The sequence below is a fragment of the Methylovorus sp. SPW-M1 genome (assembly GCF_053848825.1).
The window spans coordinates 2920849-2945837 of record NZ_CM132626.1 but is presented as its reverse complement, the minus strand read 5'-3'; the positions used below and the strand labels follow the sequence as shown (position 1 = coordinate 2945837).

23 protein-coding genes, 3 tRNA genes and 1 riboswitch are annotated in these 24989 nt (G+C 54.4%); of the genes, 17 read left to right on the top strand and 9 right to left on the bottom strand.

The window, feature by feature from the left end; all coding sequences use genetic code 11:
- Positions 1-83: 83 nt before the first annotated feature.
- A complete protein-coding gene (gene folD / locus ACWWD9_RS14010) occupies positions 84-947 on the bottom strand; it encodes a bifunctional methylenetetrahydrofolate dehydrogenase/methenyltetrahydrofolate cyclohydrolase FolD (protein ID WP_455868164.1) in 864 nt (287 codons plus the stop codon).
- A gap of 81 nt (positions 948-1028) precedes the next feature.
- On the opposite strand from folD, the gene ACWWD9_RS14005 reads away from it, so the two are divergent.
- The 3 genes from ACWWD9_RS14005 (at position 1029) to ACWWD9_RS13995 (ending at position 1309) form a co-directional block, all read left to right on the top strand.
- Positions 1029-1105: transfer RNA gene (locus ACWWD9_RS14005), tRNA-Pro, on the top strand.
- 26 nt (positions 1106-1131) lie between these two features.
- A tRNA-Arg gene (locus tag ACWWD9_RS14000) sits at positions 1132-1208 on the top strand.
- 25 nt (positions 1209-1233) lie between these two features.
- A tRNA-His gene (locus tag ACWWD9_RS13995) sits at positions 1234-1309 on the top strand.
- Between the two features lie 67 nt (positions 1310-1376).
- Here ACWWD9_RS13995 and ACWWD9_RS13990 read toward each other — a convergent pair.
- Positions 1377-1697 carry a thioredoxin family protein gene (locus ACWWD9_RS13990; RefSeq protein ID WP_455867337.1) on the bottom strand — a complete coding sequence of 107 codons (321 nt, stop codon included), beginning with the start codon at positions 1695-1697 and terminating at the stop codon, positions 1377-1379.
- A gap of 245 nt (positions 1698-1942) precedes the next feature.
- Here ACWWD9_RS13990 and ACWWD9_RS13985 point away from each other — a divergent pair, with 245 nt between their 5' ends.
- The 12 genes from ACWWD9_RS13985 (at position 1943) to ACWWD9_RS13930 (ending at position 15959) form a co-directional block, all read left to right on the top strand.
- Positions 1943-3376 carry a sigma-54-dependent transcriptional regulator gene (locus ACWWD9_RS13985; protein ID WP_455867336.1) on the top strand — a complete coding sequence of 478 codons (1434 nt, stop codon included), beginning with the start codon at positions 1943-1945 and terminating at the stop codon, positions 3374-3376.
- Positions 3377-3380: 4 nt separating this feature from the next.
- Positions 3381-4781, top strand: coding sequence for an AAA family ATPase (locus ACWWD9_RS13980; protein WP_455867335.1), 1401 nt, complete (start codon positions 3381-3383; stop codon positions 4779-4781).
- A 69-nt stretch (positions 4782-4850) separates the two neighbouring features.
- Positions 4851-6665 carry a pilus (MSHA type) biogenesis protein MshL gene (gene mshL / locus ACWWD9_RS13975; RefSeq protein WP_455867334.1) on the top strand — a complete coding sequence of 605 codons (1815 nt, stop codon included), beginning with the start codon at positions 4851-4853 and terminating at the stop codon, positions 6663-6665.
- Complete coding sequence (locus tag ACWWD9_RS13970) at positions 6649-7794, top strand: tetratricopeptide repeat protein (protein ID WP_455867333.1); 1146 nt, start codon at positions 6649-6651, stop codon at positions 7792-7794. Before mshL ends, ACWWD9_RS13970 begins: the two co-directional genes overlap by 17 nt.
- 37 nt (positions 7795-7831) lie before the next feature.
- Complete coding sequence (locus tag ACWWD9_RS13965) at positions 7832-9535, top strand: GspE/PulE family protein (protein ID WP_015829116.1); 1704 nt, start codon at positions 7832-7834, stop codon at positions 9533-9535.
- Positions 9536-9537: 2 nt separating this feature from the next.
- Entirely contained in the window at positions 9538-10743 is a 1206-nt protein-coding gene (locus ACWWD9_RS13960; RefSeq protein ID WP_013440907.1) for a type II secretion system F family protein, read from the top strand.
- Positions 10743-12338 carry a hypothetical protein gene (locus ACWWD9_RS13955; protein WP_455867332.1) on the top strand — a complete coding sequence of 532 codons (1596 nt, stop codon included), beginning with the start codon at positions 10743-10745 and terminating at the stop codon, positions 12336-12338. Before ACWWD9_RS13960 ends, ACWWD9_RS13955 begins: the two co-directional genes overlap by 1 nt.
- Complete coding sequence (locus ACWWD9_RS13950) at positions 12335-12949, top strand: hypothetical protein (RefSeq protein ID WP_455867331.1); 615 nt, start codon at positions 12335-12337, stop codon at positions 12947-12949. Before ACWWD9_RS13955 ends, ACWWD9_RS13950 begins: the two co-directional genes overlap by 4 nt.
- Complete coding sequence (locus ACWWD9_RS13945; protein WP_455867330.1) at positions 12946-13419, top strand: hypothetical protein; 474 nt, start codon at positions 12946-12948, stop codon at positions 13417-13419. Before ACWWD9_RS13950 ends, ACWWD9_RS13945 begins: the two co-directional genes overlap by 4 nt.
- A gap of 37 nt (positions 13420-13456) precedes the next feature.
- Positions 13457-14551, top strand: a complete 1095-nt coding sequence (locus tag ACWWD9_RS13940; protein ID WP_455867329.1) for a hypothetical protein — start codon at positions 13457-13459, stop codon at positions 14549-14551.
- The gene (locus ACWWD9_RS13935; protein WP_455867328.1) at positions 14548-15201 is read left to right on the top strand and encodes a type II secretion system protein; all 654 of its coding nucleotides are present in this window, start codon (positions 14548-14550) and stop codon (positions 15199-15201) included. Before ACWWD9_RS13940 ends, ACWWD9_RS13935 begins: the two co-directional genes overlap by 4 nt.
- 8 nt (positions 15202-15209) lie before the next feature.
- Positions 15210-15959 carry a HesA/MoeB/ThiF family protein gene (locus ACWWD9_RS13930; RefSeq protein ID WP_455867327.1) on the top strand — a complete coding sequence of 250 codons (750 nt, stop codon included), beginning with the start codon at positions 15210-15212 and terminating at the stop codon, positions 15957-15959.
- Here the strand turns inward: ACWWD9_RS13930 and ACWWD9_RS13925 are convergent.
- From ACWWD9_RS13925 to ACWWD9_RS13915, 3 genes are all read right to left on the bottom strand, one after another.
- The gene (locus ACWWD9_RS13925) at positions 15956-16636 is read right to left on the bottom strand and encodes a hypothetical protein (protein WP_013440914.1); all 681 of its coding nucleotides are present in this window, start codon (positions 16634-16636) and stop codon (positions 15956-15958) included. The genes ACWWD9_RS13930 and ACWWD9_RS13925 overlap by 4 nt on opposite strands.
- 71 nt (positions 16637-16707) lie before the next feature.
- Complete coding sequence (locus ACWWD9_RS13920; RefSeq protein ID WP_013440915.1) at positions 16708-17553, bottom strand: SPFH domain-containing protein; 846 nt, start codon at positions 17551-17553, stop codon at positions 16708-16710.
- A gap of 61 nt (positions 17554-17614) precedes the next feature.
- The gene (locus tag ACWWD9_RS13915; protein WP_455867326.1) at positions 17615-18079 is read right to left on the bottom strand and encodes an NfeD family protein; all 465 of its coding nucleotides are present in this window, start codon (positions 18077-18079) and stop codon (positions 17615-17617) included.
- 133 nt (positions 18080-18212) lie between these two features.
- Between ACWWD9_RS13915 and ACWWD9_RS13910 the strand changes: the two genes are divergently transcribed.
- Together ACWWD9_RS13910 and ACWWD9_RS13905 are read left to right on the top strand one after the other, a co-directional pair.
- Positions 18213-21059, top strand: coding sequence for a valine--tRNA ligase (locus tag ACWWD9_RS13910; RefSeq protein ID WP_013440917.1), 2847 nt, complete (start codon positions 18213-18215; stop codon positions 21057-21059).
- Positions 21060-21168: 109 nt separating this feature from the next.
- Positions 21169-21253: riboswitch (cyclic di-GMP riboswitch) on the top strand.
- Between the two features lie 100 nt (positions 21254-21353).
- A complete protein-coding gene (locus ACWWD9_RS13905; RefSeq protein WP_148225244.1) occupies positions 21354-22607 on the top strand; it encodes a DUF4124 domain-containing protein in 1254 nt (417 codons plus the stop codon).
- 9 nt (positions 22608-22616) lie between these two features.
- On the opposite strand, the gene ACWWD9_RS13900 is transcribed toward ACWWD9_RS13905, so the two are convergent.
- From ACWWD9_RS13900 to ACWWD9_RS13885, 4 genes are all read right to left on the bottom strand, one after another.
- Complete coding sequence (locus ACWWD9_RS13900; RefSeq protein WP_013440919.1) at positions 22617-22865, bottom strand: sulfurtransferase TusA family protein; 249 nt, start codon at positions 22863-22865, stop codon at positions 22617-22619.
- 19 nt (positions 22866-22884) lie between these two features.
- Positions 22885-23214: a rhodanese-like domain-containing protein gene (locus ACWWD9_RS13895; RefSeq protein ID WP_041361900.1), complete on the bottom strand. Its 330-nt coding sequence runs from the start codon at positions 23212-23214 to the stop codon at positions 22885-22887.
- Between the two features lie 183 nt (positions 23215-23397).
- The gene (locus ACWWD9_RS13890; protein WP_013440921.1) at positions 23398-23958 is read right to left on the bottom strand and encodes a sugar transferase; all 561 of its coding nucleotides are present in this window, start codon (positions 23956-23958) and stop codon (positions 23398-23400) included.
- Entirely contained in the window at positions 23942-24964 is a 1023-nt protein-coding gene (locus ACWWD9_RS13885) for a UDP-glucose 4-epimerase family protein (protein WP_013440922.1), read from the bottom strand. Before ACWWD9_RS13885 ends, ACWWD9_RS13890 begins: the two co-directional genes overlap by 17 nt.
- Between the last annotated feature and the right edge of the window lie 25 nt (positions 24965-24989).

Genomic DNA, 24989 nt, shown 5'->3' with positions numbered 1-24989 from the left:
TTGAACATGTTGCCTTCGTATATCAAATGAGCGTTCAATTTCCACAATGTCGGCTAGTGTACTACCAATCAGTATACTGGTAACTATATTTGGGCGGATTCCTTGAGTTCAAGAGCCATCAAGGTATTTTCCATCAATGTGGCAACCGTCATGGGGCCTACACCACCCGGTACAGGTGTAATCCAGCTGGCACGTTCCTTGGCAATGCTAAAGTCGACATCGCCGCAGATCTTGCCATCTGGCAGGCGGTTAATACCAATATCAATCACTACCGCGCCGGGTTTTATCCATTCACCGTTAATCAATCCGGGTTTGCCTGCGGCTGCAACGACGAGATCAGCACGTTCGATATTCTCGCGCAGATTTTTGGTATGGCGATGACAACAAGTAACCGTGCATCCAGCCAGAAGCAACTCGAGAGCCATGGGGCGGCCGACATGATTTGAGACACCAATCACGACAGCATCGAGCCCCATTAACTGAATATTGGCTGACTTCAACAGTTTGATGACGCCAAATGGCGTACAGGAGCGTAGGGTCGGCTCACGCACAGCCAAGCGACCGATGTTATATGGATGAAAGCCATCGACATCCTTGCTTGCGGAAATGGTCTCGATGATTTTCTTTTCGCTGATATGCGGAGGAAGCGGAGATTGCACCAAAATGCCATCGATTTCACTATCTTCGTTCAACTGTCTGATCAACGCCAGGAGATCGGCTTCTGAAGTGTCGGCTGGCAGATCATAAGCAAGAGAGCGGATGCCGACTTTTTCACAGGCAACACGTTTGTTCCGCACATAGATCGCCGACGCAGGATCTGCGCCCAACATGATGACAACCAAGGCAGGTGCACGCTTGCCAACAGCCAGGCGTTGGTCAACGCGTGCCTTAAGCTCAAGTAACATGGATTCGGCAACGGCTTTGCCATTGATGAGTTGTGCGGACATAGAATATGGACGAATGAAAAACCATGATTTTAACAGATTCAGTTTGACCACACCGCTGGTTTGCGCTATATTTGCGGTCCTCGGGGTGTAGCGTAGTCTGGTAGCGCGCCTGCTTTGGGAGCAGGATGTCGGGAGTTCGAATCTCTCCACCCCGACCAGTATTTCAAAACGATTGTCCGACAATCTGCCCGTAGCTCAACCGGATAGAGCACCAGCCTTCTAAGCTGGGGGTTACAGGTTCGATTCCTGTCGGGCAGGCCATGATACTGATCCCCCAGTTTCAATGGTGGCTGTAGCTCAGTTGGTAGAGCCCTGGATTGTGATTCCAGTTGTCGTGGGTTCGAGCCCCATCAGCCACCCCATTTGCTTCCTAGTTTTAAAATCCCCCTTATCACTCGCATTTAGTAGTATTAAATCCACTACGCTCGCTTAACTTCGAGTTGTTATCTGTTGCAGCGCTCGCTCTATTGCTTCCTGGCTGTCTGGCCTCACTTCTCGTGTTATTTCTTTACCATCTCGCAAAAATATCAATGTTGGCCATAGCTTGACGCCAAAGCTACGGCCCAGGCGACGCCCTTTTCCGTCTTCAACCCGGAAATACCTTATCTGGGGATTGGCTTTTATCAGTGCATCTATCCATGGGCGCCTTTGTTGGCAATAGCCACAATACGAAGCCCCGAATTCTATTAAGGCCGGGCCTGCCAGCTGATCAATTTCAGCTCGAGTGGGATCAGGAAGGTTTGCAATCATGATGTACTTGGTCCTTTTACGATCATATTCATCATGGGGTGGATATCGTATCGCCATTTCCGTTCAAAATAATGAAGAAATACGATCACAATCCGGTGCGTACCGTAGGCTTTTTGTCCGTGGCGAATGAGGTATCTGGCGCGTTCCTGCATCGATATCTGCCATTGATGCTACTGGGCTTAGTGGTTATAGTAACGTCATGAAAAATAAAAATTCTTTAATTTAAGCTGTGGTAAGGGGGTGCCATGACTACAGCTCGTCCAGTTCTTATTATTGTTGACGATGATCCTCTGATCACCGATACATTGCACTTCGTATTGGGTAAATCGTTCGATGTATTTGTCGCCGCCTCTCGTGCCCAAGCGCAAAGCGTATTGCGCCAGCTGAGTGAGCCGCCTTCCCTGGCTTTGGTTGATCTTGGTTTGCCTCCCTCGCCGCAAAAGCCGGATGAGGGATTTCAGTTGATTTCCGAATTGCTGGCGCATTCGCCCACCATGAAGATATTGGTGCTGTCGGGCCAGAATGAAGCGTTTAATGTGAAGCACGCCCTCACGCTGGGTGCCGTGGATTTTATTCCCAAGCCTTGTGATGTAGAGCGACTGCAGACGATTTTGCTCAATGCCTTGCAGTTGCAGCATGCTGAGCAGAGTGAGGGGGCCTTAAGCAACGAAACTTCCTTGCCAGGCTTGCTGGGCGAAAGCGCGCCTATTCAAACCTTGCGCACGCAAATATCGCAGTTTGCAGATGCGCCATTCCCTGTACTGATCGAAGGCGAGTCCGGCAGCGGCAAGGAGCTGGTGGCAACCAGTCTGCATCGCCTGAGCAAGCGTGCGAACGCGCCTTATCTTTCCATCAACTGCGCGGCCATCTCGCCCTTACTCGCGGAGTCCATTTTATTTGGGCATGGCAAAGGCGCGTTTACTGGCGCCGCCAACACCCAGACGGGGTATTTTGAAGATGCCGGGGATGGGACGTTATTCCTGGACGAAATTGGCGAGTTGCCACTGGAGCTGCAGGCCAAGTTATTGCGCGTGCTGGAGAATGGCGAATACCAGCGCGTGGGTGAAACGCAGACCAGGCAGAGCCGGGCGCGCATCGTCGCCGCCACTAATCGCGATTTGCGTACCGAGGTGCGCAATGGCAAGTTTCGTATCGATCTTTATCACCGGCTGAGCGTATTCGCTTTGCGCGTTCCGCCATTGCGTGATCTGGAAAATGACCGATTGCTATTACTGGAGCATTTCAGTCAATTCTATGCTCGTGAAACTGGGCAGGCGTTATTTAAGTTGGATGAGCAGGCGCAGCAGTTATGGATGGATTATCACTTTCCGGGCAATGTGCGCGAGCTGCGTAACATCATTATACGCCTGCTGGCCAATTACGCCGGCGAGACGGTGACGCAGAGCCGCCTGTCCTCAGAGCTGGATTTGATCGGGCAGATCAAGGTGAAAGAGATTCTGCTCAACGATGGTGATGCCATCACCTTGCATGCTTACCAGCACCTGCGCAGCGAAGCCAACATCAATGTGGATGCCGTGCTGAAGCGTTGGGAAAATGCTTATGTGAATGCCGCCCTGAAAATTACCCACGGTAATTTGAGCCAGGCCGCCAAGCTGCTCGGTATCAATCGAACGACCTTATATAGCCGCATACAAACCCAGGAAGAGTACAAAGAATAGGCCCATGTACTATGCGCATTTCGGCTTAAAGGAACCCCCTTACAAAATCACGCCGAATACCGACGTGTTTTTCACGGGCGGCAAGCGAGGTGCGGTCCTGGACGCCCTGATATATGCAATTCGCAGTGGTGAAGGCATTATCAAGGTGGTTGGTGAAGTGGGAAGTGGCAAAACCATGCTATGCCGCATGCTGCAGACACAACTGCCGGATAGCATAGAAACCGTTTATCTCGCCAACCCCAGCATGGCGCCGGATGAAGTGCTATATGCAGTGGCTTTTGAGCTGCAGCTCAAATTGCCTAAAAATGCGGACAAATTTCATGTCATGCAGATTCTGCAGCAGTATCTGCTCGACAGGCATGCAGCAGGAAAGCAAGTGGTGGTGTTCGTGGAAGAGGCGCAAGGCATGCCCCTCGCCACACTGGAAGAGCTGCGCTTGCTGTCCAATCTGGAAACCAAGCATGACAAGCTTTTGCAGATTGTCCTGTTCGGGCAGCCCGAGCTGGATAGCAATCTGAACGCCTCGCATATTCGGCAGTTGCGGGAGCGTATTACCCATAGTTTCAAATTGCAGCCGCTCGATCAGCAGGAAGTGAGTGAGTACCTCATGTTCCGTTTGCGTGCTGCTGGCTATTTTGGTCCGCCATTATTTACGCCGGCTGCCATCAAGCTGCTTTCGCGCACGGCGGAAGGCTTGGTGCGCAGGGTGAATGTACTGGCAGACAAGGCGCTGCTGGCGGCTTTTTCAGACAATGTCTACCAGGTGCGCCCCCAGCATGTGCGTAACGCGATTGCGGACAGTGAATTTAGCCAGCAAGCACAGCAAAACAGGTGGCGGAGATGGCAATTTGCCTTGGGCGGGCTGACTTTGTGCGCAGGCTTGGCTGCTGGTTACATCGGGCATCAGTGGCAGTCTGGCAAACCCATTTCTCAGCCCGTAAACGCCTCTGTGGTAGCGCCATCGTCTGCGTCTGTGGTTTCCAAGCCCCGGGCAGAGGAGGTGAAACTGACAAGCGCCGCCGGGACGGCGATTCAGTCTTCAGCTGCCGAGCAGCCAACAGCCAGTGCGGTGCAAGATGTTCTGGAAGCTCGCTTGCAAGCGACGCATGCGTGGTTGGACCGACAGATCGAGACCACCGTCACCTTGCAGTTGATGGGGGCCTATCGCGATGAGGATATGCGCGCTGCCCTGAAAACACTGGCGCTCAAATTGTCGCCGGATGATCTTTATGTCGTGCGTACGCGAGTTGGCGGCCAGCCATTCCTGAGTCTTTTTTATGGCAGCTTTGATAACCGCGAGGAAGCAGCCTCCGCCTTGAAGCAATTGCCAGAAAGCGTGCGTGCCAACCAGCCACATATGAGGACTGTGGGTGGAATCACAAAAGAAATAAAACAACTTCAATAGCTTAATTGCCATACTGTACTTAATATGCGATAAATCAGGGGCTGTTTACATGGGGAATCACAAGGCACGATGAATAACAAGATCGTCACTGCTATTGCCTGGCTCGGGTTGGCCGGCTGTTCACATGTATCGCAGATCACACCCTCCACGGGGCATATTGATGCAGTGACGCCACCTGCGCCAGTCGCCACCATTCCTCAGCCCGTCAAAATCACTCCATTTGTCCCCGCGCCCAAGGCCAAAAATCGCGAGCAGACTTACAGCGTTGTCGTGAATGAAGTGCCCGTCAAAGAAATCCTCTTTGCGCTGGCGCGTGAGAGCAAGCTCAATGTGGACATTCACCCGTCCATCCAGGGCAAAGTCACACTGAATGCCGTGGATCAGACCTTGCCCGCGATTCTGGAGCGCCTCGCCAAGCAGGTTGACCTGACCTACAAGGTTGAAAACAACGTGTTGTATGTGGCTCCCGATATGCCGGTGTTGCGTACCTACAAGGTCGACTATGTGAATATGTCGCGCGACACAACCGGCTTTATCGGAGCAGCGGCGGAAATTGCCAGTACCGGGCGTAGCGCCAGTACCGGGACTGCAGGCAGTGTGTCCACCGTCACAAGCAACGGTACTGGCGCCGCCAATAGCTCACGCACCGCGGTGAATAGCGAATCCAAAAATCATTTGTGGGAAACCCTGATTCAGAATCTGCGTGACCTGCTGGCAGAAACGGATAAGGAAGTGATCATTTCGCGCACGGCGAGTCCATCGCAAGCGGAGTCACCTGCTCCCAATGGCGAAGGCAGCAATCCCGCGCAACCACTGTTGAATCCGAGCCAGACTACGTTGCCTCCGGCCGCAAGCAATGCCCGCAACGCGCAAGAAGAGCGTGATCAGGCACGCGCCGAATACAAAACCCTGTTCGCCGCGACCGTGATTGCCAGCCCTGAGACGGGCGTCATCAGCGTGCGAGCCACCAGCAGGCAGCATGAAAAAGTGCAGGAGTTTCTGGATAAAGTCATGGCAAGCGCCCGACGCCAGGTATTGATCGAAGCTTCGATTGTCGAAGTCACCCTCAACGACACTTATCAAGCCGGTATTGACTGGACTCGCCTCGGGGGCGGTTTTAACATCAATGGTTCTCTGGGCACTACCGGTATTGTTTCGCCCTCCGGGGTGGCCGCGGCGGCGGGCAGTGTGAGCCCGTTTGTGGTGGGCTACAGCAGCAACGACATCAGCCTTGGTCTCAGGTTATTGCAACAGTTTGGCAATACCAAGGTGCTTTCCAGCCCAAAACTGATGGTCTTGAATAACCAGACAGCGGTGTTGAAGGTGGTGGATAACCTGGTGTATTTCACCATTCAGTCGCAGATATCCCAGGGCCTCACCACCGGCTCCACCAATCTGCAATCGGTCACCACCACGCCCAATACCGTGCCTGTGGGCGTGGTCATGAGCGTCACACCGCAAATCAACGATCTTGGCCAGGTTAATATCAATGTGCGGCCGACAATCTCGCGGGTGGTCAGCTACGTCAATGATCCCAATCCCCAACTTGCTAACGCTAATGTCATTAGCCGTATCCCCCAGATTCAGGTGCGTGAGCTGGAATCGGTGCTGCGGGTGAACAGCGGCAACACGGCGGTGTTGGGGGGCTTGATGCAGGACAATATCCAGCAAGCGTCCGATCGCGTGCCTGAAGTGTCCAAAATCCCGTTTTTTGGCAAGCTGTTTACTGCCCGCAGTGACTTTACGATTAAAACCGAGCTGGTGATTTTCCTGCGGCCCATCGTCATTCAGAACGCCACGCTGGAAAGCGAGGAGCTGCAGTCATACAAGCAATATCTGCCTAGCATGCAATTACAGCAAAAACTCGATGAGTCTGCTAATTAAAGCCCTATCCCGCGCTGAACAAGGCAAGAGCAGTGGTGACGCTGCGACCGCCGAAACCTTGTCGCTCGAACCGCAAGTCACGGCTGGCAATACGCGTGAAGCTGAGCGGGCGCCTGCAGGCGATAGAGCTACGGCAAGCACGCTGATGCAGGCCAGGCCCCGCCATTCCGGAATATCGCCAACCACCCTGAGTGTGTTGGGATTAGTGCTGCTGCTGGCATTGCTTGGCGGATATTTTTTGTATGACTACCTGCAATCGTTAGCCAAACCTGACATTGTCATGGCAAAAATGGCCCCGCCAGAAGTGCCAGCTGCTCCATCCAGCCCAGTAGATGAAGAGCTGTCTGTGGCGGATGATAGTCCACCTGCGGCGACTTCGTCTGCGGAAGTGTTCTCAAACAAACATCCTGTACCCAGCGCTGGCGCAGATTCTGCTTTGGATATGAGTGCTCCTGCGAAATCCCCAGCTGCGGCCAAAGCGGCACCGCAGGTATTTGGTGCGACGCCGGACTTGCCTACGGCAAGTACATTTACCGTCAGCAAAAGCAACATTGCGCCGGCGGTGAACCCGAATCTCACCGCCGCATATAAAGCCTGGCAGGCAGGGGATATTGCCTCGGCGCAAAAGCAATACCGCATGGTCCTGCAGAGTGATAGCGGGAATGTGGATGCCTTGCTTGGCATGGCGGCCATCGCCCTGCAGCAAGGGCGGCAAGCCGATGCACGCGGCTGGTATAGCAAAGTGCTGGAGCTGGATCCCCGTAACCCGACAGCGCAATCTGCTTTGATTGGCATTGGAGAGGCTGCGGATCCTCTCGGTAGCGAAAGTGCATTGAAAAATTTGCTGGCGCAGCAGCCAGAGGCGGCCCACCTGCATGCCATGCTGGGCAATCTCTACGCCAGCCAGCAGCAGTGGGCTGCGGCACAGCAGGCGTATTTCCAGGCGCACCATTTTGCGCCGGATAACGTCGACTATCTGTTCAATCTGGCCGTCAGTCTGGACCAGATGGGCAAATCTGCACTGGCGCTGCCGTATTACCTGCAGACCCTGCAACGCCTGCCCGCTGCCGGGGCGTCGCAGGTGGATCGCGCGCAGCTGGAAGCCCGTATCGCCCAGTTACAGCCTTGAACCTACATCGCATTATTAAAGAGCATACTCGAACGGCATGACAGAACCTCAGCGTAAACAGCGGCTTGGTGAATTAATGGTGCAGCAGGGACTGCTGAGCCAGGATCAGCTCCGCATTGCGTTGATTGAGCAATCGCAAAATGATATTCCGCTAGGCCGTCATTTGGTCCGCCTGGGGTTTGTGACCGAAGCCATGGTGCGCGATCTGGTGGCGGACACCATAGGCTATGAAAGCATAGACCTGGCGCCTGTGGTGGCTGATGCCGAGGCACTTGCCATGGTGCCGGAGGACTTTGCCCGCCGCTATCATCTGTTGCCGATTGCCTATGAAGAAGCGGCGCGCCAGCTGGTGATTGCCATGGCGGATATGTTCAACGTGGTGGCGCTTGATCAGCTACGCGCCATGCTGGGGCCGCAGATTCAGATCAAGCCGGTGCTGGCTGCGGAAGCGCAGCTGGAAGAATATATCGACCAGTTTTACGGCTATGAGCTTTCGGTGGATGGCATTCTGCGTGAAATCGAAACTGGCGAAATTGATTACCAAAGCCTGCAGGCCGATGGCAATGAATATACCCAGCCGGTAGTGCGTCTGGTCGGTGCGCTATTGATGGATGCGGTCAAACGCAACGCATCGGATATTCACTTTGAGCCCGAGCTGGCTTTTTTACGCATACGTTACCGTATTGATGGTGTATTGCGGCAGGTGCGCAGTCTGCACAAGACATTCTGGCCTGCCATTGCGGTTCGCCTCAAAGTCATCAGCGGGATGGATATTGCCGAAACCCGCGCCCCGCAGGATGGCCGCCTGCAGATCAACCTGGTCGGTCGTCCGATTGATTTCCGCGTGGCCAGTCACCCCACCATCCACGGGGAAAACCTGGTACTGCGCGTGCTCGACCGCGAAAAATCCATCATGCCGCTGGAGCGCATGGGCATGCGGCCGAATACCCTCAATGAATTGAAGCGCATGATGACGCGCCCGGAGGGCATTGTGGTCGTCACCGGCCCGACCGGTAGCGGCAAGACCACAACGCTGTATTCCCTGCTAGCGCATCAGAATACCGAGGCGGTGAATATCATGACGCTGGAAGACCCGGTGGAATACCCGGTCACCATGATGCGTCAGACTTCGGTAGCGGAGGTCAACAAACTCGATTTTGCCAATGGCATACGTTCCATCATGCGGCAGGATCCCGACATTATCCTGGTAGGCGAAATCCGCGATGAAGATACCGCCACCATGGCATTTCGCGCGGCGATGACCGGGCATCAGGTATTCACCACCCTGCATACCAATTCTGCGCTGGGGACTTTCCCCCGTTTGCTGGATATCGGCATTTCGCCAGACATCATGGCCGGCAATATCATCGGCGTGGTTGCCCAACGGCTGGTGCGGGTACTCTGCCCGCAATGCAAGCAAGGCCATGCGCCTAACGAAGACGAGCGCACGTTGCTTGGTTTGGCCGCCGGGCAGGATGCCATTATCTACCGGCATGTGGGCTGCAAGCGCTGTGGCTATACCGGCTATCGCGGTCGCATGGCGATTATCGAGCTGCTGCGGATCGACAGCCAGATGGATGCCCTGATTGCCCGCCGTTCGCATCTGGATGAAATGCGCGCCCTGGCGATGGAGCAGGGCTTCGTGCCGCTGGCTGAAGATGGCGTGCGCCGCATTCTGGAAGGCTATACCAGCATCAGCGAAGTCATGCGGGTGATCGACCTGACCAACCGGATGCGTTGAGCATGCCGACCTTCAACTACAAGGCGGTGGATCAGATCGGGCGGCCAGCCCATGGCCAGATAGACGCGCTGAACGAGGTTGACCTGGAAGTGCGGCTGGAGCGCATGGGGCTTAGCATGATCACCTTTCGGCCTGCCCGCAAGTCGCCTGCCTTGTTCAAGCGCAGCCACGTCAGCCTGCAAGACCTGATGATGTTCTGCTTTCAACTGGAGCAGCTCACCAGCTCAGGCGTGCCTCTGCTGGAAGGTCTGGCGGATTTGCGCGACAGCACGACCAATCTGCATTTCCAAAAAATCATCGGGGCGGTGACGTCTGAGGTCGAGGGCGGCAAGCTATTGTCACAAGCCCTGGCTGAGCATCCCAAGGTGTTCAATCCCTTGTTTGTCAGTCTGGTGCAGGCGGGGGAGCAAACCGGGCGTTTGCCCGAAGTATTCGATAATCTCGCCAACACCTTCAAATGGCAGGATGAGCTGCTGTCGCAGACACGCCGCCTCTTGGCCTACCCGCTGTTTATCATGGTGATGGTGCTGAGCGCGGTGGTGTTCCTCATGATTTACCTGGTGCCCAAGATGGTGGGCTTTCTGCGCAATATGGGGCAAGAGCTGCCTTTGCAGACCAAGGTCCTGATTTTTCTTTCCAATGCCTTCGTCAATTACTGGTGGCTGATCCTGGGGCTGCCGGTGCTCATTATCAGCGCGCTGGCTTATCTCATTCATCACTCGCCAGCGGCGCGTTACCGTTTTGATTACCTGATGCTGCACTTGCCAGTCACCGGGCCTATATTGCAAAAAATCATACTGGCACGCTTTGCCCGCTATTTTGCCTTGATGTATCAAACCGGCATCCCGATTCTGGATGCCATCAAGACCAGTGAAAACATCGTGGATAATCGCGCGGTGGCGGATGCCCTGACGCGCGCCCATCATCAGATCAATGCGGGTGAAAGCATGAGTGAAAGCTTTCGCAATGCCGGGCTTTTCCCTGCGCTGGTGGTGCGCATGATCAAGGTGGGCGAAAGCACCGGTGCGCTGGATGTCGCACTGCTCAAGATCAGCTATTTTTATGATCGCGATGTACGCGAGTCCATCGAAAAGATGCTCAAGATGCTGGAGCCCGCGCTCACGGTCATCCTCGGCGCTATCATGGCCTTTATCATGTTCTCGGTGTTGGGCCCGGTTTACGATTCCTTCAGCACGCTAAAACTCTGATGGCCATCTTCAATAAAATCGTCCTCTGCGCTACCACTACCCAGCTGATTGCCGGGGTGTGGCGTCTGGGCAATTTGCAATCCAGCCACGAGTTCAGCAGTGATCCCAAAGGCTATGAGGCTTTTGTGCGCTTTCTGGCCCAGCACGACAATACCCGGCTCTACATGCTGGTGGATGCAGTGGAGGAGGATTACCAGCAGGATTATCTGCCGCATACCCGGGGCAGTGCCCGCCGTGAAATGCTCGCGCGCAAACTGAATCATGGTTATCGCAATGCCACTTTCAAGGCCGCGCATTTCATTGAGCGCCAGAAGGATAAGCGCAAGGATGATCGCTTCATCTACGTGGCCCTGACCAAGTCAGATTTCCTGCAGCCCTGGATGCAAGCGATCGCCGCTCAACGCATGCCGCTTGCTGGCGTCTATCTGCTATCGATGATGAGCGAGCTGTTGCTGCAGCGCATGAAGCTCAAGGCGCCGCATATCCTGCTGAGCGAACGGCTCAACTCCGGTCTGCGCCAGACGTACTTTCATCATGGACGTTTGCTGATCAGCCGGTCGGCGCCGGTGTCGCCCGCCATGCAGGAGCGCATGGCCTATTTTTACCTGGCTGAAACCGAGAAAACCCGGCTTTACCTCATCAGCCAGCGCCTGGTGATGCGTGATACACCGATCAAAATGGTGCTGGCGGACATTGATGACACCAGCCGCCAGATTTGCCGCAATATCTCACAAGAACAAAATCTGGAATGCGTCAGCGAAGATTTGAAAGTTCTCGCCAAAAGCCTGGGCTTGAATCCGGAATTGCTGACGCGGCATCCCGAGCTGATGCACATGCATCTGCTGGCGACTGGCGAGTTGCCGGTCAATCTGGCTCCAGCCAGCTATACCCGCCACTATCAGGTGGGCAATGTGGCACGCAGTATTCATCTCGCCAGTGTGCTGACCTTGCTGGGCGGGTTTGTGGTGGCAAGCTATATCGGACAGCAGGCGGCGCAGACCTTGCAGCAAACGCGTGAAGCCGGCCAGGAAACCCGCATGCAGGAGCAGAAGTACCGCGAGGTCGCCAAAAACTTCCCTCAAACGCCTATCCCCAGCACAGATTTGCGTGCCGCGGTGGAAACCGCGCGCAAGCTTGCGTCTTATGCGCAAACGCCACAAGCCGCCATGCAGGCGCTCAGTGAGGTTTTGCAGGCGCAGCCCGATATGCAGATTCATCGCATGCGCTGGTTGAATACGCCGGACATCACGATACGGGATGACAAGGCTGAGGGTGTTTCTGCGGGGCCAGCACAAGCTGCTCCGGCCGATGCTCAGCTAAGTGATACCAGCGTATTGCATCAGCTGGTGTTCGTGGATGGAGAGGTGGCGGGTTTTAATGGGGATTACCGCGCAGCTTTGGTACGCGTCAATCAGCTTGCTGAAAAGCTGCGCAGCTTGCCACAAGTGGCATGGGTAGAGGTGCTGCAGGAGCCGGTGAATGTCAGCTCCTATTCCCGCTTGCAAGGCAGTACGACGGATGCCGTGTCGGCGGTTTCCATGGCAGCCAATTTCAAGCTCAAGTTTATTCTCAGGCCAACGGAGGGCGCGCAATGAAGCTCACCCGCCAGGATTGGTCGCGTCTGGCCTACCCATTGGCCGGGTTGGCATTGGCACTGATTGCGGCGGCCTTGCTGATCAGCTTTGCCTACGATCGCGTGACGGAAGCTGAGCAGGCGCTCCAGGCGCAGCAGCAGCAACTGCAGCAAGCCCGCAGCCGGTATATGGCGTCAGGCCAGGAAAAAGACACCATCGTCAGTTTTCTTCCTCCCTATAAAGCGCTGGTGGAGGAAGGCTTTATCGGCGAGGAGCGGCGCATCCTCTGGCTGGATAGCATCCGCAATATTCATCAGCAGTACAAACTTTTCAAGATCACTTATGCCATTGGTGCGCAGGAGCCTTATACCCCAACGTTTCCGATCGACACTGGCAGTTTTAAGCTCAATCGCTCGGTGATGCAGCTGGAGCTGCCCATGCTGCATGAGGGCGATATCCTGACCTTTTTGCAGGCATTGCGTCAGCAGCAGCGCAGCCCCATCATCATTCGCGAATGTGAATTGACGCGTTTGCGCGCCATCATGGATGCGACGATGACGCCCAATCTTATCGCCAAGTGTGAGCTGGACTGGTACACCCTGCGTGAAGCGCAACCGGGAGTGGCGCCATGAAAATATGGCTGACTATACTGTTATGTCTCGCCTCTGGCATGGCGCTGGCGGATGACTTGGGTCGATTGTTCACCACACCATTGCAACGCGCACAGCTGGATGCGCAACGCCGCAATATGCGCGCCCTCCCGGAAAAAATGCCGGAACAGGATATGGGCGCCGTGATGGATAGCGCCCCCGCTGGACCGATTTCAGTGCAAGGCTATGTGCGCAGAAGCGATGGCAAGCCAGGTACGGTATGGGTCAATCAGCAAGCCATGCAGGAAAACAAGGCGCTAGGCACCATGATTGTGGAAGAAGGAAAAAACCGCCGTGTGGAGATCAAGCTGCCCGGCTCTGGGCAATCGGTAAGGTTAAAGGCGGGGCAGGTGTACAAACCTGATAGCAACCGTATTGAAGAGTACAAGGCGACGGCCAAGGAATCCGCCCCCGCGCCACAAGAACGAGAAAATGCGCCTGCATTGCCCTGAGTACTCCTCTCCGGCTACGGGGCAGCAAGGCATCATCATGATCGTGATGGCCCTGATCCTGCTGCTGGCTGGCAGCATGGCCTTTTTTGAGCGCATGGATGGCTATCAATACAAAGTAATGCGCGAACAGAAAACACTGGATGCGTTGGCAGAAGCCAAGGCTGCGCTCATAGGCTGGTCGGTGGCACATGCACAGTACCCTGGCATCCTGCCGTTTCCTGATCGAAATTCGGATGAAAACTACGATGGTCAGAGCGATTGTGTCAGTCAGGTGAGCACGCTTAATTACAGTCACTTGCTGGGCAAGCTGCCTTATCTTGCGCAAACGAATCCGTGCGTCGGTAGCGGCGCAGGTACCTATGGCTTATCTGAAAACCTGATGGACGCCGAGGGTGAGCGCTTGTGGTACGCGGTGTCACGCAATCTGGTGCGGCCCTCCACCAGCGCCGTGGTGATCAATCCCGATATTGCCGATGCCCCCACCTATCCCTGGCTGCAAGTGCGCGATAAAAGCGGCCGTCTTCTTTCAGACCGCGTGGCGGCGATTGTCATATCGGCGGGGCCGGTGCTTGGTACACAAAACCGGGCAGGCGGGATTGCGGGTCCAGCCGCCTATCTCGATAGCATCACCATCAATGGCGTTGCTTATTCGAACGCCAATTATCTGGTCGCGAATGAAGTGTTTATTAACGGCGAAGCCAGTGATCGTCTATCCAGCGAGAAACAGACCGAATTCAATGACACCCTGGTGTTCATTACCATTGATGAACTGCTGGCTGCCCTGCAGAACCGGGCGATGGGGGAGGCGGCCACCGCGTTGCGCAGTTATTATTCGGCGAGTGCGGCAGCGGCAAATGGGCGGTTTTTTCCTTATACCTCGCTTTTGCCCGATAGCACACGCTCCTGCCAGGAGGGCAGTTTGAGTGGCAGCCTGCCGCTCATTAACAATAATTGCAGCCACCCGAATCCGGCGTTAACCCTGCCAGCCTGGTTTACGGAAAGCCACTGGCAAAACTATGTGAAATATGAACTCACGGCGGATTGCAGCTATGCAACGCGTGGCTGCAGCAGTAGTGGGCTGGCGCAACTATCCAACCTTGATGGCACACGTATTTTGAAAGTAACACCATGACGTCGCATCGAATAAGCAGTCGAGGCTTCAGCTTGATCGAGCTATCGATAGTGCTGGTGATTGTGGGACTGGTGATTGCCGGCATGCTGGTGCCGCTGTCTGCCCAGATTGATCAGAAAAATTACAACGAAACGCAAAGAGCCATGGCCGAGCTGCGCGATGGCTTGATCGGATACGCCAGCAGTAATGGGTATCTGCCATGCCCGGATACTACGGGCGACGGGCGGGAAGACCGGGATGGCACAGGTGCCTGTGTGGTAGACCCAGCCGAGGGTAATTTGCCATGGGTTGACCTCGGCATGGGCAAGCAGGATGCCTGGGGGCAAAAATATCAGTACCGGGTGGCAAAGGATTTTGCCAATAGCGGCAGCCGAATTACGTTTGCTAGCGCAGCCAGCAGCACTTTTCTGATGACCATTAACGACAGTAGCGGCACCAACCTGGCCCTTCGGGTGCCCGCCGTGATTGTCTCCAAAGGCAAGTCTGGGGCGGGCGCGGGTGCCAATGAGCAGGAAAACAGTGACAAGGATGAGTATTTTGTCAGCGATACTCCCAGTGCCGTGGCAGGCAACGAGTTCGACGATATTGTGGTGTGGGTACCATCGACCTTGCTATTGAACCGCATGCTGAGCGCCGGAAAACTGCCATAATTGCGGGTATGAACGACAACCAACTTTTACGCTATAGCCGCCATATCCTGCTGCCCAATATTGGTTACGAGGGCCAGGAGCAACTCGTCAACAGCCATGCCTTGATTATAGGGGCGGGCGGATTGGGGGCGCCGGTGGCGATGTACATGGCGGCCGGCGGCACTGGCAAGCTCACCATCTGTGATTTTGATACGGTGGATATGACCAATCTGCAGCGCCAGATTATCCATACCACAGCCTCCGTGGGTATCAACAAGGCCGAGTCCGCGCAGCACGCCTTGCAGGCATTGAACCCGGAAGTAGAGGTGATCACGATACGCGAGAAATCGACAGAGGCTACGATGTCCGCTTTGGTGCGTAACGCCGATGTTGTGATCGACTGCAGCGATAATTTTGCTACCCGCTATGCCTTGAACCGCATTTGCCTGGCGGAAAAAAAACCGTTGGTATCAGGGGCGGCCATTGGATTTGAGGGCCAGATTACGGTGTTTGATTTCCGGCAGGAAAACAGCCCCTGCTACCATTGCCTGTACCCGGATACTGGCGCCGACGATGCATTGCGCTGTGCTGAAAATGGCGTATTTGCGCCGCTGGTGGGCATGATAGGCACGACACAGGCAGCCGAAGCCATGAAGCTGCTGATGGGAATCGGCCAGAGCCTGCAGGGCCGCCTGCTGCTGCTGGATGTGCTGAGCATGGAGTGGCGCAGCCTGCGCCTACAACGCGACCCCACTTGCAGCGTTTGTCAGCCTTCTTAGGGGCGGATGCGGATATTGGGATATTGCTCGGCGATGTAATGCAGCAGGGCATTGATGAACAGGATCAGGCCTAGCATCTCCAGCCCCTCCTCCAATGTACCCAACAGGCTGTATCCGAAGTTATCCCGACCATGCAGGGCAACATAACGCCCTCCCAATATTTCTACTCCAATGATCGCTATACAATATACCCCACCCGCTAGTAGAAATCGGATGCAGTGCGTGCGTTCAAGGTGTCGCAAAAAGCGAATGTAAGATATGCCGATGATGCTGATCAGTAACACGCCTGGGATCACCCAAGAGAAATTGAACCAAAGACTGTTTTCCAGATGAAGTTGTGGGGATATACCATTAAACAGCTCATGAAAACTCATGAACTCATCCGCAGCCATCAGCAAAAAGCCCAGAGAAAGTATGTACCAGTGCGTGGCGTAAAGCGCTTTCTGAGTATGTTTCAGGTAAGTGATCAAGCCCAGTAAGGCGCTGCATATAAGAAGCAAAATGACTGAATAGAATGTTGGAATGTTGACTTCGGCATCCAGGTTTAGAAGCCTGGTCAGGCCCATGAGCCTGCCATGATCAGTGAAGTATTTCATCCATTGGGTTATCAGACTTGCCAGCACCAACGTAAGTGCGATGAGCAGCAATGCACGCGTTGCGACGAGTGTTGTTTTCATACCCCTTATCCCTTTTTTAATTATTATTCAATGACAGCCCGCTATCCTGCGGGCTTGTCATGCAGTTTATATCAACTTTTGCCGCCCACAATAGCCCGAATGGCGCTGACGATATCGCCAGGCAAGGCCACGATCTTGCTGTTTTCTGACTCCCCCATGCGTTGCAGTGCCTGAATATAACGATCGCCCAGCAGGAATGTCGCAGAGCTGTTGTTTTCTTTCACGGCTTCGGCAATCAGGCGTATCGCCTCGGCGGAGGCCTGTGCGGCGACCATTTGCCCTTCGGCATCCTTGCGGGCGGCTTCCAGCCGGGCTTCGGCGTTCAGGATAATGGCCTGCTTTTCGCCTTCGGAGCGGGTTACCAGCGCAACCCGCTCACGCTCGGCGGAGGCCTGCATTTCCATCGCTTGCTGCATGTTGGGGGAGGGCTTGATGTCCTGGATCTCCACCGACTTGACGGTCAGGCCCCAGTCGAGCGCCTCGTCGGCAATTGCTTCTTTCAGCTCAGCCTTGATACGGTCACGCGAGGTCAGCGCCTGGTTCAGATCCATGCCACCGATAATCGAGCGCAGGCTGGTTTGCACCATGTTGCGCATGGCTTCACGAAAATCCTCAATGCCATACACCGAACGCTCAATATTGCTGACCTTGATGAACGACACCGCATTCGCCAGGATGACGGCATTGTCCCGCGTGATCACTTCCTGCTGGGGCACATCCAGAATGATGTCTTTGGTGGTGACTTTGTAACGCACCTCGTAGATGAACGGGATAATGAGGTTAAGCCCCGGCATCAGCACACGGTTAAACCGCCCCAGGCGTTCCACTACCCATTCTTCGCCCTGCGGCACAATGCGCAGACCTTTCCAGATGGCAATCACAACCAGGACGATGAGGGCCAGCATGAGTTCGGTCATTTCAGTTCCTTAAATATAGCGTTGCTTGATGTTTGCATGGTGCGGAAGGCGATCAACAATCTCAGGCAGTGAGGCCAGAGCGTTTCACGCGCAAGGCATTGCCTTCAATACTGGTAATCTCGGCCTCTTCGCCTACGGCTAATGTCTGGCTGGAAATGGCTGTCCATTCCTTGCTGCCCATCACGCCCTGAGAGAAGCGGATACGCCCGCATTGCTCGGGACTGACCGCGACGACTATCTGGCCTGTGCGGCCAATTTCTTCCCCTTGGGACTGTCCCAATCGGGAGGCGGCCGGTTGACGGCGTTCAAATTTTTTCCATATGAGCAGGGTACTTAGGGACAGACCAGCGAAGAGCAGGAGTTGCACCCCGAGTGAAATGGCGGGAAACAGCCATAACAGCCCGCTGATGATCAAGGCCGCGAGGCCAAACCATAGAATGTACAGTGTGCCCGTTGCCAGCTCGGCAGAGAGCAGTACCAATCCGAAAATTCCCCAGATCCAGACGGCGTCCAATGGCGACCTCATGTGTCAACAGGTAAAGCCGTATCCTAACCCAAAGTTCTGACTTCGCGTCAATTCCGGCATACGCCATGGTCCGCATGAATCTCTGGGCAAGGGCGGGCCAGGCAGGCGGCCGCTGTGGTAAAATCCCCGACCTATGAATACTCAAACCACTGAAAACGCAGACACTTTAGCCAAAGCTTTTGACCCCAAGGCGCTCGAAAGCAAATGGTATCAATTCTGGGAATCCCGCGGCTATTACGCGGCTGGCATGGATGCCTCCAAATCAGACAATTTCTGCATCCTGCTGCCCCCGCCCAATGTGACAGGTACCCTGCACATGGGCCATGGTTTCAACCAGACCATCATGGATGCCCTGACACGCTATCACCGCATGCGCGGCGACAATACGCTGTGGCAGCCGGGCACGGATCACGCTGGCATTGCCACGCAGATCGTGGTGGAACGCCAGCTGGATGCGCAAGGCGTGAGTCGCCACGACTTGGGCCGCGAAAAATTTCTGGAAAAAGTGTGGGAGTGGAAAGAATACTCCGGCGGCACCATCACCCAGCAGATGCGCCGTCTGGGCACATCGCCAGACTGGAGCCGCGAGCGCTTCACTATGGATGCCGGCCTCAACAAGGTAGTGACCGAGAGTTTTGTCCGCCTGTATAACGAAGGCCTGATATACCGCGGCAAGCGCCTGGTGAACTGGGATGTGAAGCTGGGCACGGCGGTTTCTGACCTGGAAGTGGTGCAGGACGAAGAAGACGGCTCCATGTGGCACATCAACTATCCGCTGGCAGATGGCTCCGGGCATCTCACGGTAGCGACCACCCGCCCGGAAACCATGCTGGGTGACGTAGCGGTGATGGTGCATCCTGAAGATGAACGCTACGCGCATCTGATCGGCAAGGCCGTCAAGCTGCCATTGTGTGATCGCGAGATACCGATCATCGCCGATGACTATGTGGATCGCGAGTTCGGTACCGGTGTGGTCAAGGTAACACCGGCGCATGACTTCAATGACTATGCGGTAGGTCAGCGTCATGGTTTGCCCATGATCGGCATCCTCGACCTCAAGGGCTTCGTCAACGAGAATGCGCCTGAAGGCTATCGCGGTCTGGAGCGCTTTGCTGCCCGCAAGCAGGTTGTGGCTGATCTGGAAGCCCAGGGCTTTCTGGGCAAGGTCGACAAGCACAAACTGAAGGTGCCACGTGGTGACCGCACCGGCGTGGTGATTGAGCCCATGCTGACCGACCAATGGTTTGTCGCCATGAGCAAGCCGGCTGCCGATGGCAAGAGCATCACACAAAAAGCGCTGGAGGTGGTGGCCGACGGTCAGATCAAGTTCTACCCGGAAAACTGGGTAAACACCTACAACCAGTGGCTGAACAATATTCAGGATTGGTGTATTTCGCGCCAGCTGTGGTGGGGGCATCAGATCCCTGCCTGGTATACCGACAGTGGCAAGGTGTACGTCGCGCATGATGCGGACGAAGCGCAAGCCCTGGCGGCAAAGGATGGCTATACCGGCAAGCTGAAGCGCGATGATGACGTGCTGGATACCTGGTATTCCTCCGCTTTGTGGCCGTTCTCTACCCTGGACTGGACAGGGGATGAGGCCGTGGATGCGGCGAATCAGGCACTGCAGCAATATCTGCCATCCAGCGTGCTGGTCACCGGCTTTGACATCATTTTCTTCTGGGTAGCGCGCATGGTCATGATGACCACGCACCTCACCGGCAAGATTCCGTTCAAGCATGTGTATGTGCACGGGCTGATCCGCGATGCGGAAGGGCAGAAGATGTCCAAATCCAAGGGCAATGTGCTGGATCCTATCGACCTGATCGACGGCATTGATCTGGATGCGCTGATCAAGAAGCGCACGACTGGGCTCATGAATCCCAAGGACGCGGAAAAGATCGAGAAGCGTACCCGCAAGGAATTCCCCGAGGGCATATCTGCGTATGGCACGGATGCGCTGCGCTTTACCTTTGCCAGCCTGGCTTCGCCAGGGCGCGATATCAAGTTTGACCTGCAGCGCTGCGAGGGCTACCGCAATTTCTGCAACAAGCTGTGGAATGCCACGCGCTTTGTGCTGATGAACACCGAGGGGCAGGATTGCGGCCTGGAAGATTGCAAAACCAAGCCTGAAGGCTATCTCAGCTTTTCCCAGGCTGATCGCTGGATTGTCAGCCTGTTGCAAAAAGTGGAGGCGGATATCGAGCGTGGTTTTGCCGATTACCGTTTTGACTTGATCGCGCAAAGTATCTACAAGTTTGTGTGGGACGAGTATTGCGACTGGTATCTGGAAATTGCCAAGACCCAGTTGCAGACCGGTACCGAGGCCGAGCAGCGCGCTACGCGCCGCACTTTGCTACGCGTTCTGGAGACCGTCCTGCGTCTGGCGCACCCCATCATGCCTTTCATTACCGAAGAAATCTGGCAAACCGTGGGCCCCTTGTCTGGCCGTGACATGCATCAGCCTGGCCCCAGCATCATGCTGCAGGTGTATCCAAAATCGCAGCCAGGCAAAATTGATGAACAGGCGGAAGCTTGGGTTGGTCTGCTGAAAGAAGCCGTTGATGCCTGCCGCAGTTTGCGCGGGGAAATGGGTATTTCGCCCGCGACGCGCGTACCCTTGATTGCGGCGGGAGATGCCTCCGCATTGCAAGCCTACGCTCCGCATCTCAAAGCCCTGGCCAAGCTTGCCGAGGTTGAGATTGTTGCCGAGTTGCCGCAAGCCGATGCCCCGGTGGCGCTGGCAGGTGAATTCCGCCTGATGCTGAAGATTGAAGTGGATGTTGCTGCAGAAAAGGAACGCCTGAGCAAGGAAATTACCCGCTTGCAAACCGAAGTCAGCAAAGCGGAAGCCAAACTGGGCAATGCGAGTTTTGTCGATCGTGCGCCTGCCGCCGTGGTGGCACAGGAGCGGGAACGTCTGGCGGGCTTCAAGGCAACGCTGGACAAGCTGCAATCCCAATTGGCGCGTTTAGTTTAGGGAAATGACGGCCGCGTGACGCGGTTGTCGTTTACTGACCAAAAATGTCAGTCCTTTAGAAACAAGCAGATAGTAAATTGACTTTGCTGGAGCGCGGCGCGTTAATAGATGCATGAAAAGGCAAACCCGTTTGAAAGAACGGAGACGCAAAGCTACCGGTCTAAGGAGCAATCTATGACAGCGGGGCCGCCAATCCTCCAGTAAGCCAACCGGCTGGCTGCCTTTTCGGATAAATTCAATTTTTTGTTCTTAACACCGTTAAAGAACACTATGGATGCAAGACGAGAGGACAACATGATGAACCCCAGAAACGCAATATTGGCCGCGATTACTATCATGGCCAGCACCGCTGCAATGACCGCTCAGGCTGCGGAATACATTAAGTGCACTGGCACATCGGGCAAGACGATTTATACCAACCTGCCTTTTATGTGCGTAGACGCTGCCAAGCAGGCGCAAGAAGCAACGAAAGCGGCACTCGCTGCGCAGGCGGCCAAAGACGCGGCTGCCAAAGCGGCCGCCGAAAAGGCCGCCGCCGAAAAAGCAGCTGCTGATAAACTGGCAGCAGAAAAAGCCGCCGCCGCCGCTGCTGCCGCCGCGGCTGCTAATAAATTGACCACAGATGCCGTCTTTGCACCCACCAGTTTTTGGTATACCCCCATCCCCAAAGATGCTGTACTGCACGAAAACTCGGCTAAATTGGTAGAGGAATTCGTCCGCCAAAAGAAGTCCTACTACAACACTGTAAATATCAATACCGGACAGTATTCCAGCCCGATATATATTGCTGATGCAAAAACTCCGGTTATTCGCGTAAACGAGTGGGATTGCCAGAAAAAAGGCTATAAGGATTCTGGGCTAATGACGCAATGGGCTAATGTTCCCATGCCAAGTTATGCAGTAGCTTCGGAGGGAAATGATAAAGAAATGACGGTTTATCAGCCTTCGACCGATACTGTCTGGGAATTCTGGCAGGCGAAAAAAGAAAATGGGGTTTGGTATGCATGCTGGGGAGGCCGGCTTGATAATGCATCCAAGAGCAATGGGGTATTCTTCAAGTATTATGGGACAACGGCGACCAGCCTGCCATTCCTTGGTGGCCAGATTACGGCTGAAGAGCTCAAACGAGGAGAAATTCGACATGCTATCGGCATTTCCATGGTCGATCTTGAGCACTGGAATATATTCTCGTGGCCTGCCAATCGCTCTGATGGTTGGAATCCTAACAAAGCCCCTAACCGTATTATGGAAGGCCAACGTTTCCGGTTGGATCCCAACATAGATGTAAATGCGCTGCGGATGACCAAGGCCGGCAAAATCATAGCCAAAGCAGCGCAGACATATGGGTTCGTTGTATGGGATAAAGCGGGAGCAGTGTCTATCCGGGCTCAGAACATCTACTCGTATACAAAATTAGGCATGCCTGACCCTTATCCTACACTGTTTGAAAACAAGCCAAGCTATGCTGTTCTGGATGGTTTTCCATGGGAAAGCTTGCAGTTCATGCCCATCAATTATGGTAAGCCCGAAACTACTACCACTAAGTAATCTCAGGTTTTAGCTCGTACGCTTGCGAATGTGGAATGTAAACACCTTGTCCTGCATGGCCTCATCCGGCTCCTGCAGGGCAAGCATTTCATGCCCCGTCTGTTTGCAGAACGCCTGAAAATCTTTTACCGACCCCGGGTCGGTTGCCAGCACTTTCAATACTTGGCCGGACTCTAGCTCGGCCAAGCCTTTTTTACAGCGCAAAATCGGCAGCGGACATTTAAGACCGCGCGCATCCAGTTCTTTCGTAAATTCCATTTCTTATTCTCTTTCAAGATCACGCTTGAAGCGGGGCAAAAGGAAATCCAGCCCTTCCCCAAGCCAATACACCGCCTTGCAGGTTGTACACATTCTCACGGCCATGACTTGCAATAAACGATGCAGCTTGCCCTGACCGTATGCCGCTATGGCAATAAAAAACCAGGGTTTCGCTTCCTGCCGTCAAGTCATCAACGCTGGCCGGTATGAGGGAGAGTGGAATATGACTTGCGCCAGCGATAATCCCCCGAGCCACTTCATCGGCGTTGCGCACATCGATGAGACGCAACGTCCCTTTCTCAATGAGGGCAAACAGGTCTGCTGCGTCTATGTCTTTATGGGTTGTCATGGTGGAGCCTAAATATTGAAGTGAGAGGGCAATCATTCACTGCAGTCGGAGAGAACACAAGGCGTCGATGTTTCTAATGACACGCCCGGCTAAATCTGGAGCAGTGCTTTTGTTTTAGCGAGTGATGATTCGTACATGCCGATGGCGATGTAAGTTCCTGCAATGAAGGGGGTGATTTTATCGCTAATGTGACACGCCGTCTCTTGTTAACACCTTAAGTGCTGTCATCCAGAGTATTTTCAAGTCAAACATCAGCGATTGCCTGTGCAGATACTCTGCATCCAGTGCCACTTTCTGCGGGATGGGCAGCTCATCTCGTCCATTGACTTGGGCCCACCCTGTTAAACCAGGTACCAGTGCATCCACTCCCTGCGCTGTACGCAATGCAATCAGATCATCCTGGTTGTACAGGGCTGGCCGAGGCCCGACAAAGCTCATGTCGCCTTTGAGTATGCTCCAGAGCTGAGGTAGCTCATCCAGACTGGATTTGCGCAAAAATGCCCCGATCGGTGTCAGCCATTGCGAAGGGTTTTCCAGCAAGTGCGTTGCAACGGCGGGAGTGTCGATGCGCATACTGCGGAATTTAGGCATTTTGAAAATCCGGTTGCGCCGTCCAACACGATCACTCCAGTAGACGATGGGCCCTGGGGATGTCAGCCTAACAAGCATGGCCACAATCAGAATGGGCAGTATCAGCAACAGAGCAGCGATTAAAGCCAGTATCAAGTCAAACGCGCGTTTCATGCTTATCCTCGGACTGGGCGGCGCGCCGCAATCCTTCATCAATGGTGATTGGTGGGTTCCAACCTAATAACTGTCGCGTCTTTTCAATATCCACCTGTAAAGAGCCACATAGCCGCTGGAAAATGCTGCGCTTGTTCAGCAAGATAGCCCCCAGCTTTAGGATCGGAATGGGTACAAAAAAGAGGCGGGCTGGTTTACCAAGCGCTTTTGCCATGCGAGTCAAGAGCTCGGCAGATGACAAATCCTCCCCATCACTGACCAAAAATATTTGGTTGGCGGCGGCAGGATGGTCGATGCAGGTAATAATAAGATCTACCAGGTTATCCAAGGCTACCAAGCTGCGGCGGTTTTGATTTACAGCCCCCAGAGGTAATGGCCATCCGCGGGCCAGCCACTGCATCATAGAGGCAAAATTGGCTTTTACGCCGGGACCGTATACCAGAGGTGGTCGGATAATGACGACCTCCATGCCTGTTTTTCTTCCTATGGAGAGCAATGCTTGTTCTGCTTCATATTTGGAAACCCCATAAGCATCTTCTGGCACGGGCTGGCGATCCGCTGAAAAAGTCTGTCCAGGAAGAGTTGATTCCCCATTTACTTTGATGGAGCTGACAAAAATAAAACGTTTCACCCCCATTGCCGCTGCTTGGTGAGCCAGATTCAGGGTTGCGTCAACATTCACATAACGAAATGCTTGCAAAGGGTCGGTGCTTTGTTCAGACATCACATGCACACGTGCCGCAAGATGAATGACATTGCTGACATTACTTAAGGCTAATGTCCAGTCGGTGTTTTTGGAGATATCACCAATCGTAGTTAACTCAATCTCGTCGACCGACTCTGAACGGGAACGTATTGCGCCTCGCACAAGATATCCCTTTGTTGCCAATGTGTTGCATAGTCGCCTACCGACGAAACCATTGGAACCAGTCACCAGCGTTCTCATCGTTAGAGGTCCAGTGTTATCAGCGTTCGCGAAAATGAGAATGCTATGGGGTAACGCCATTCAAACGTGCATATGTTTTGACGCA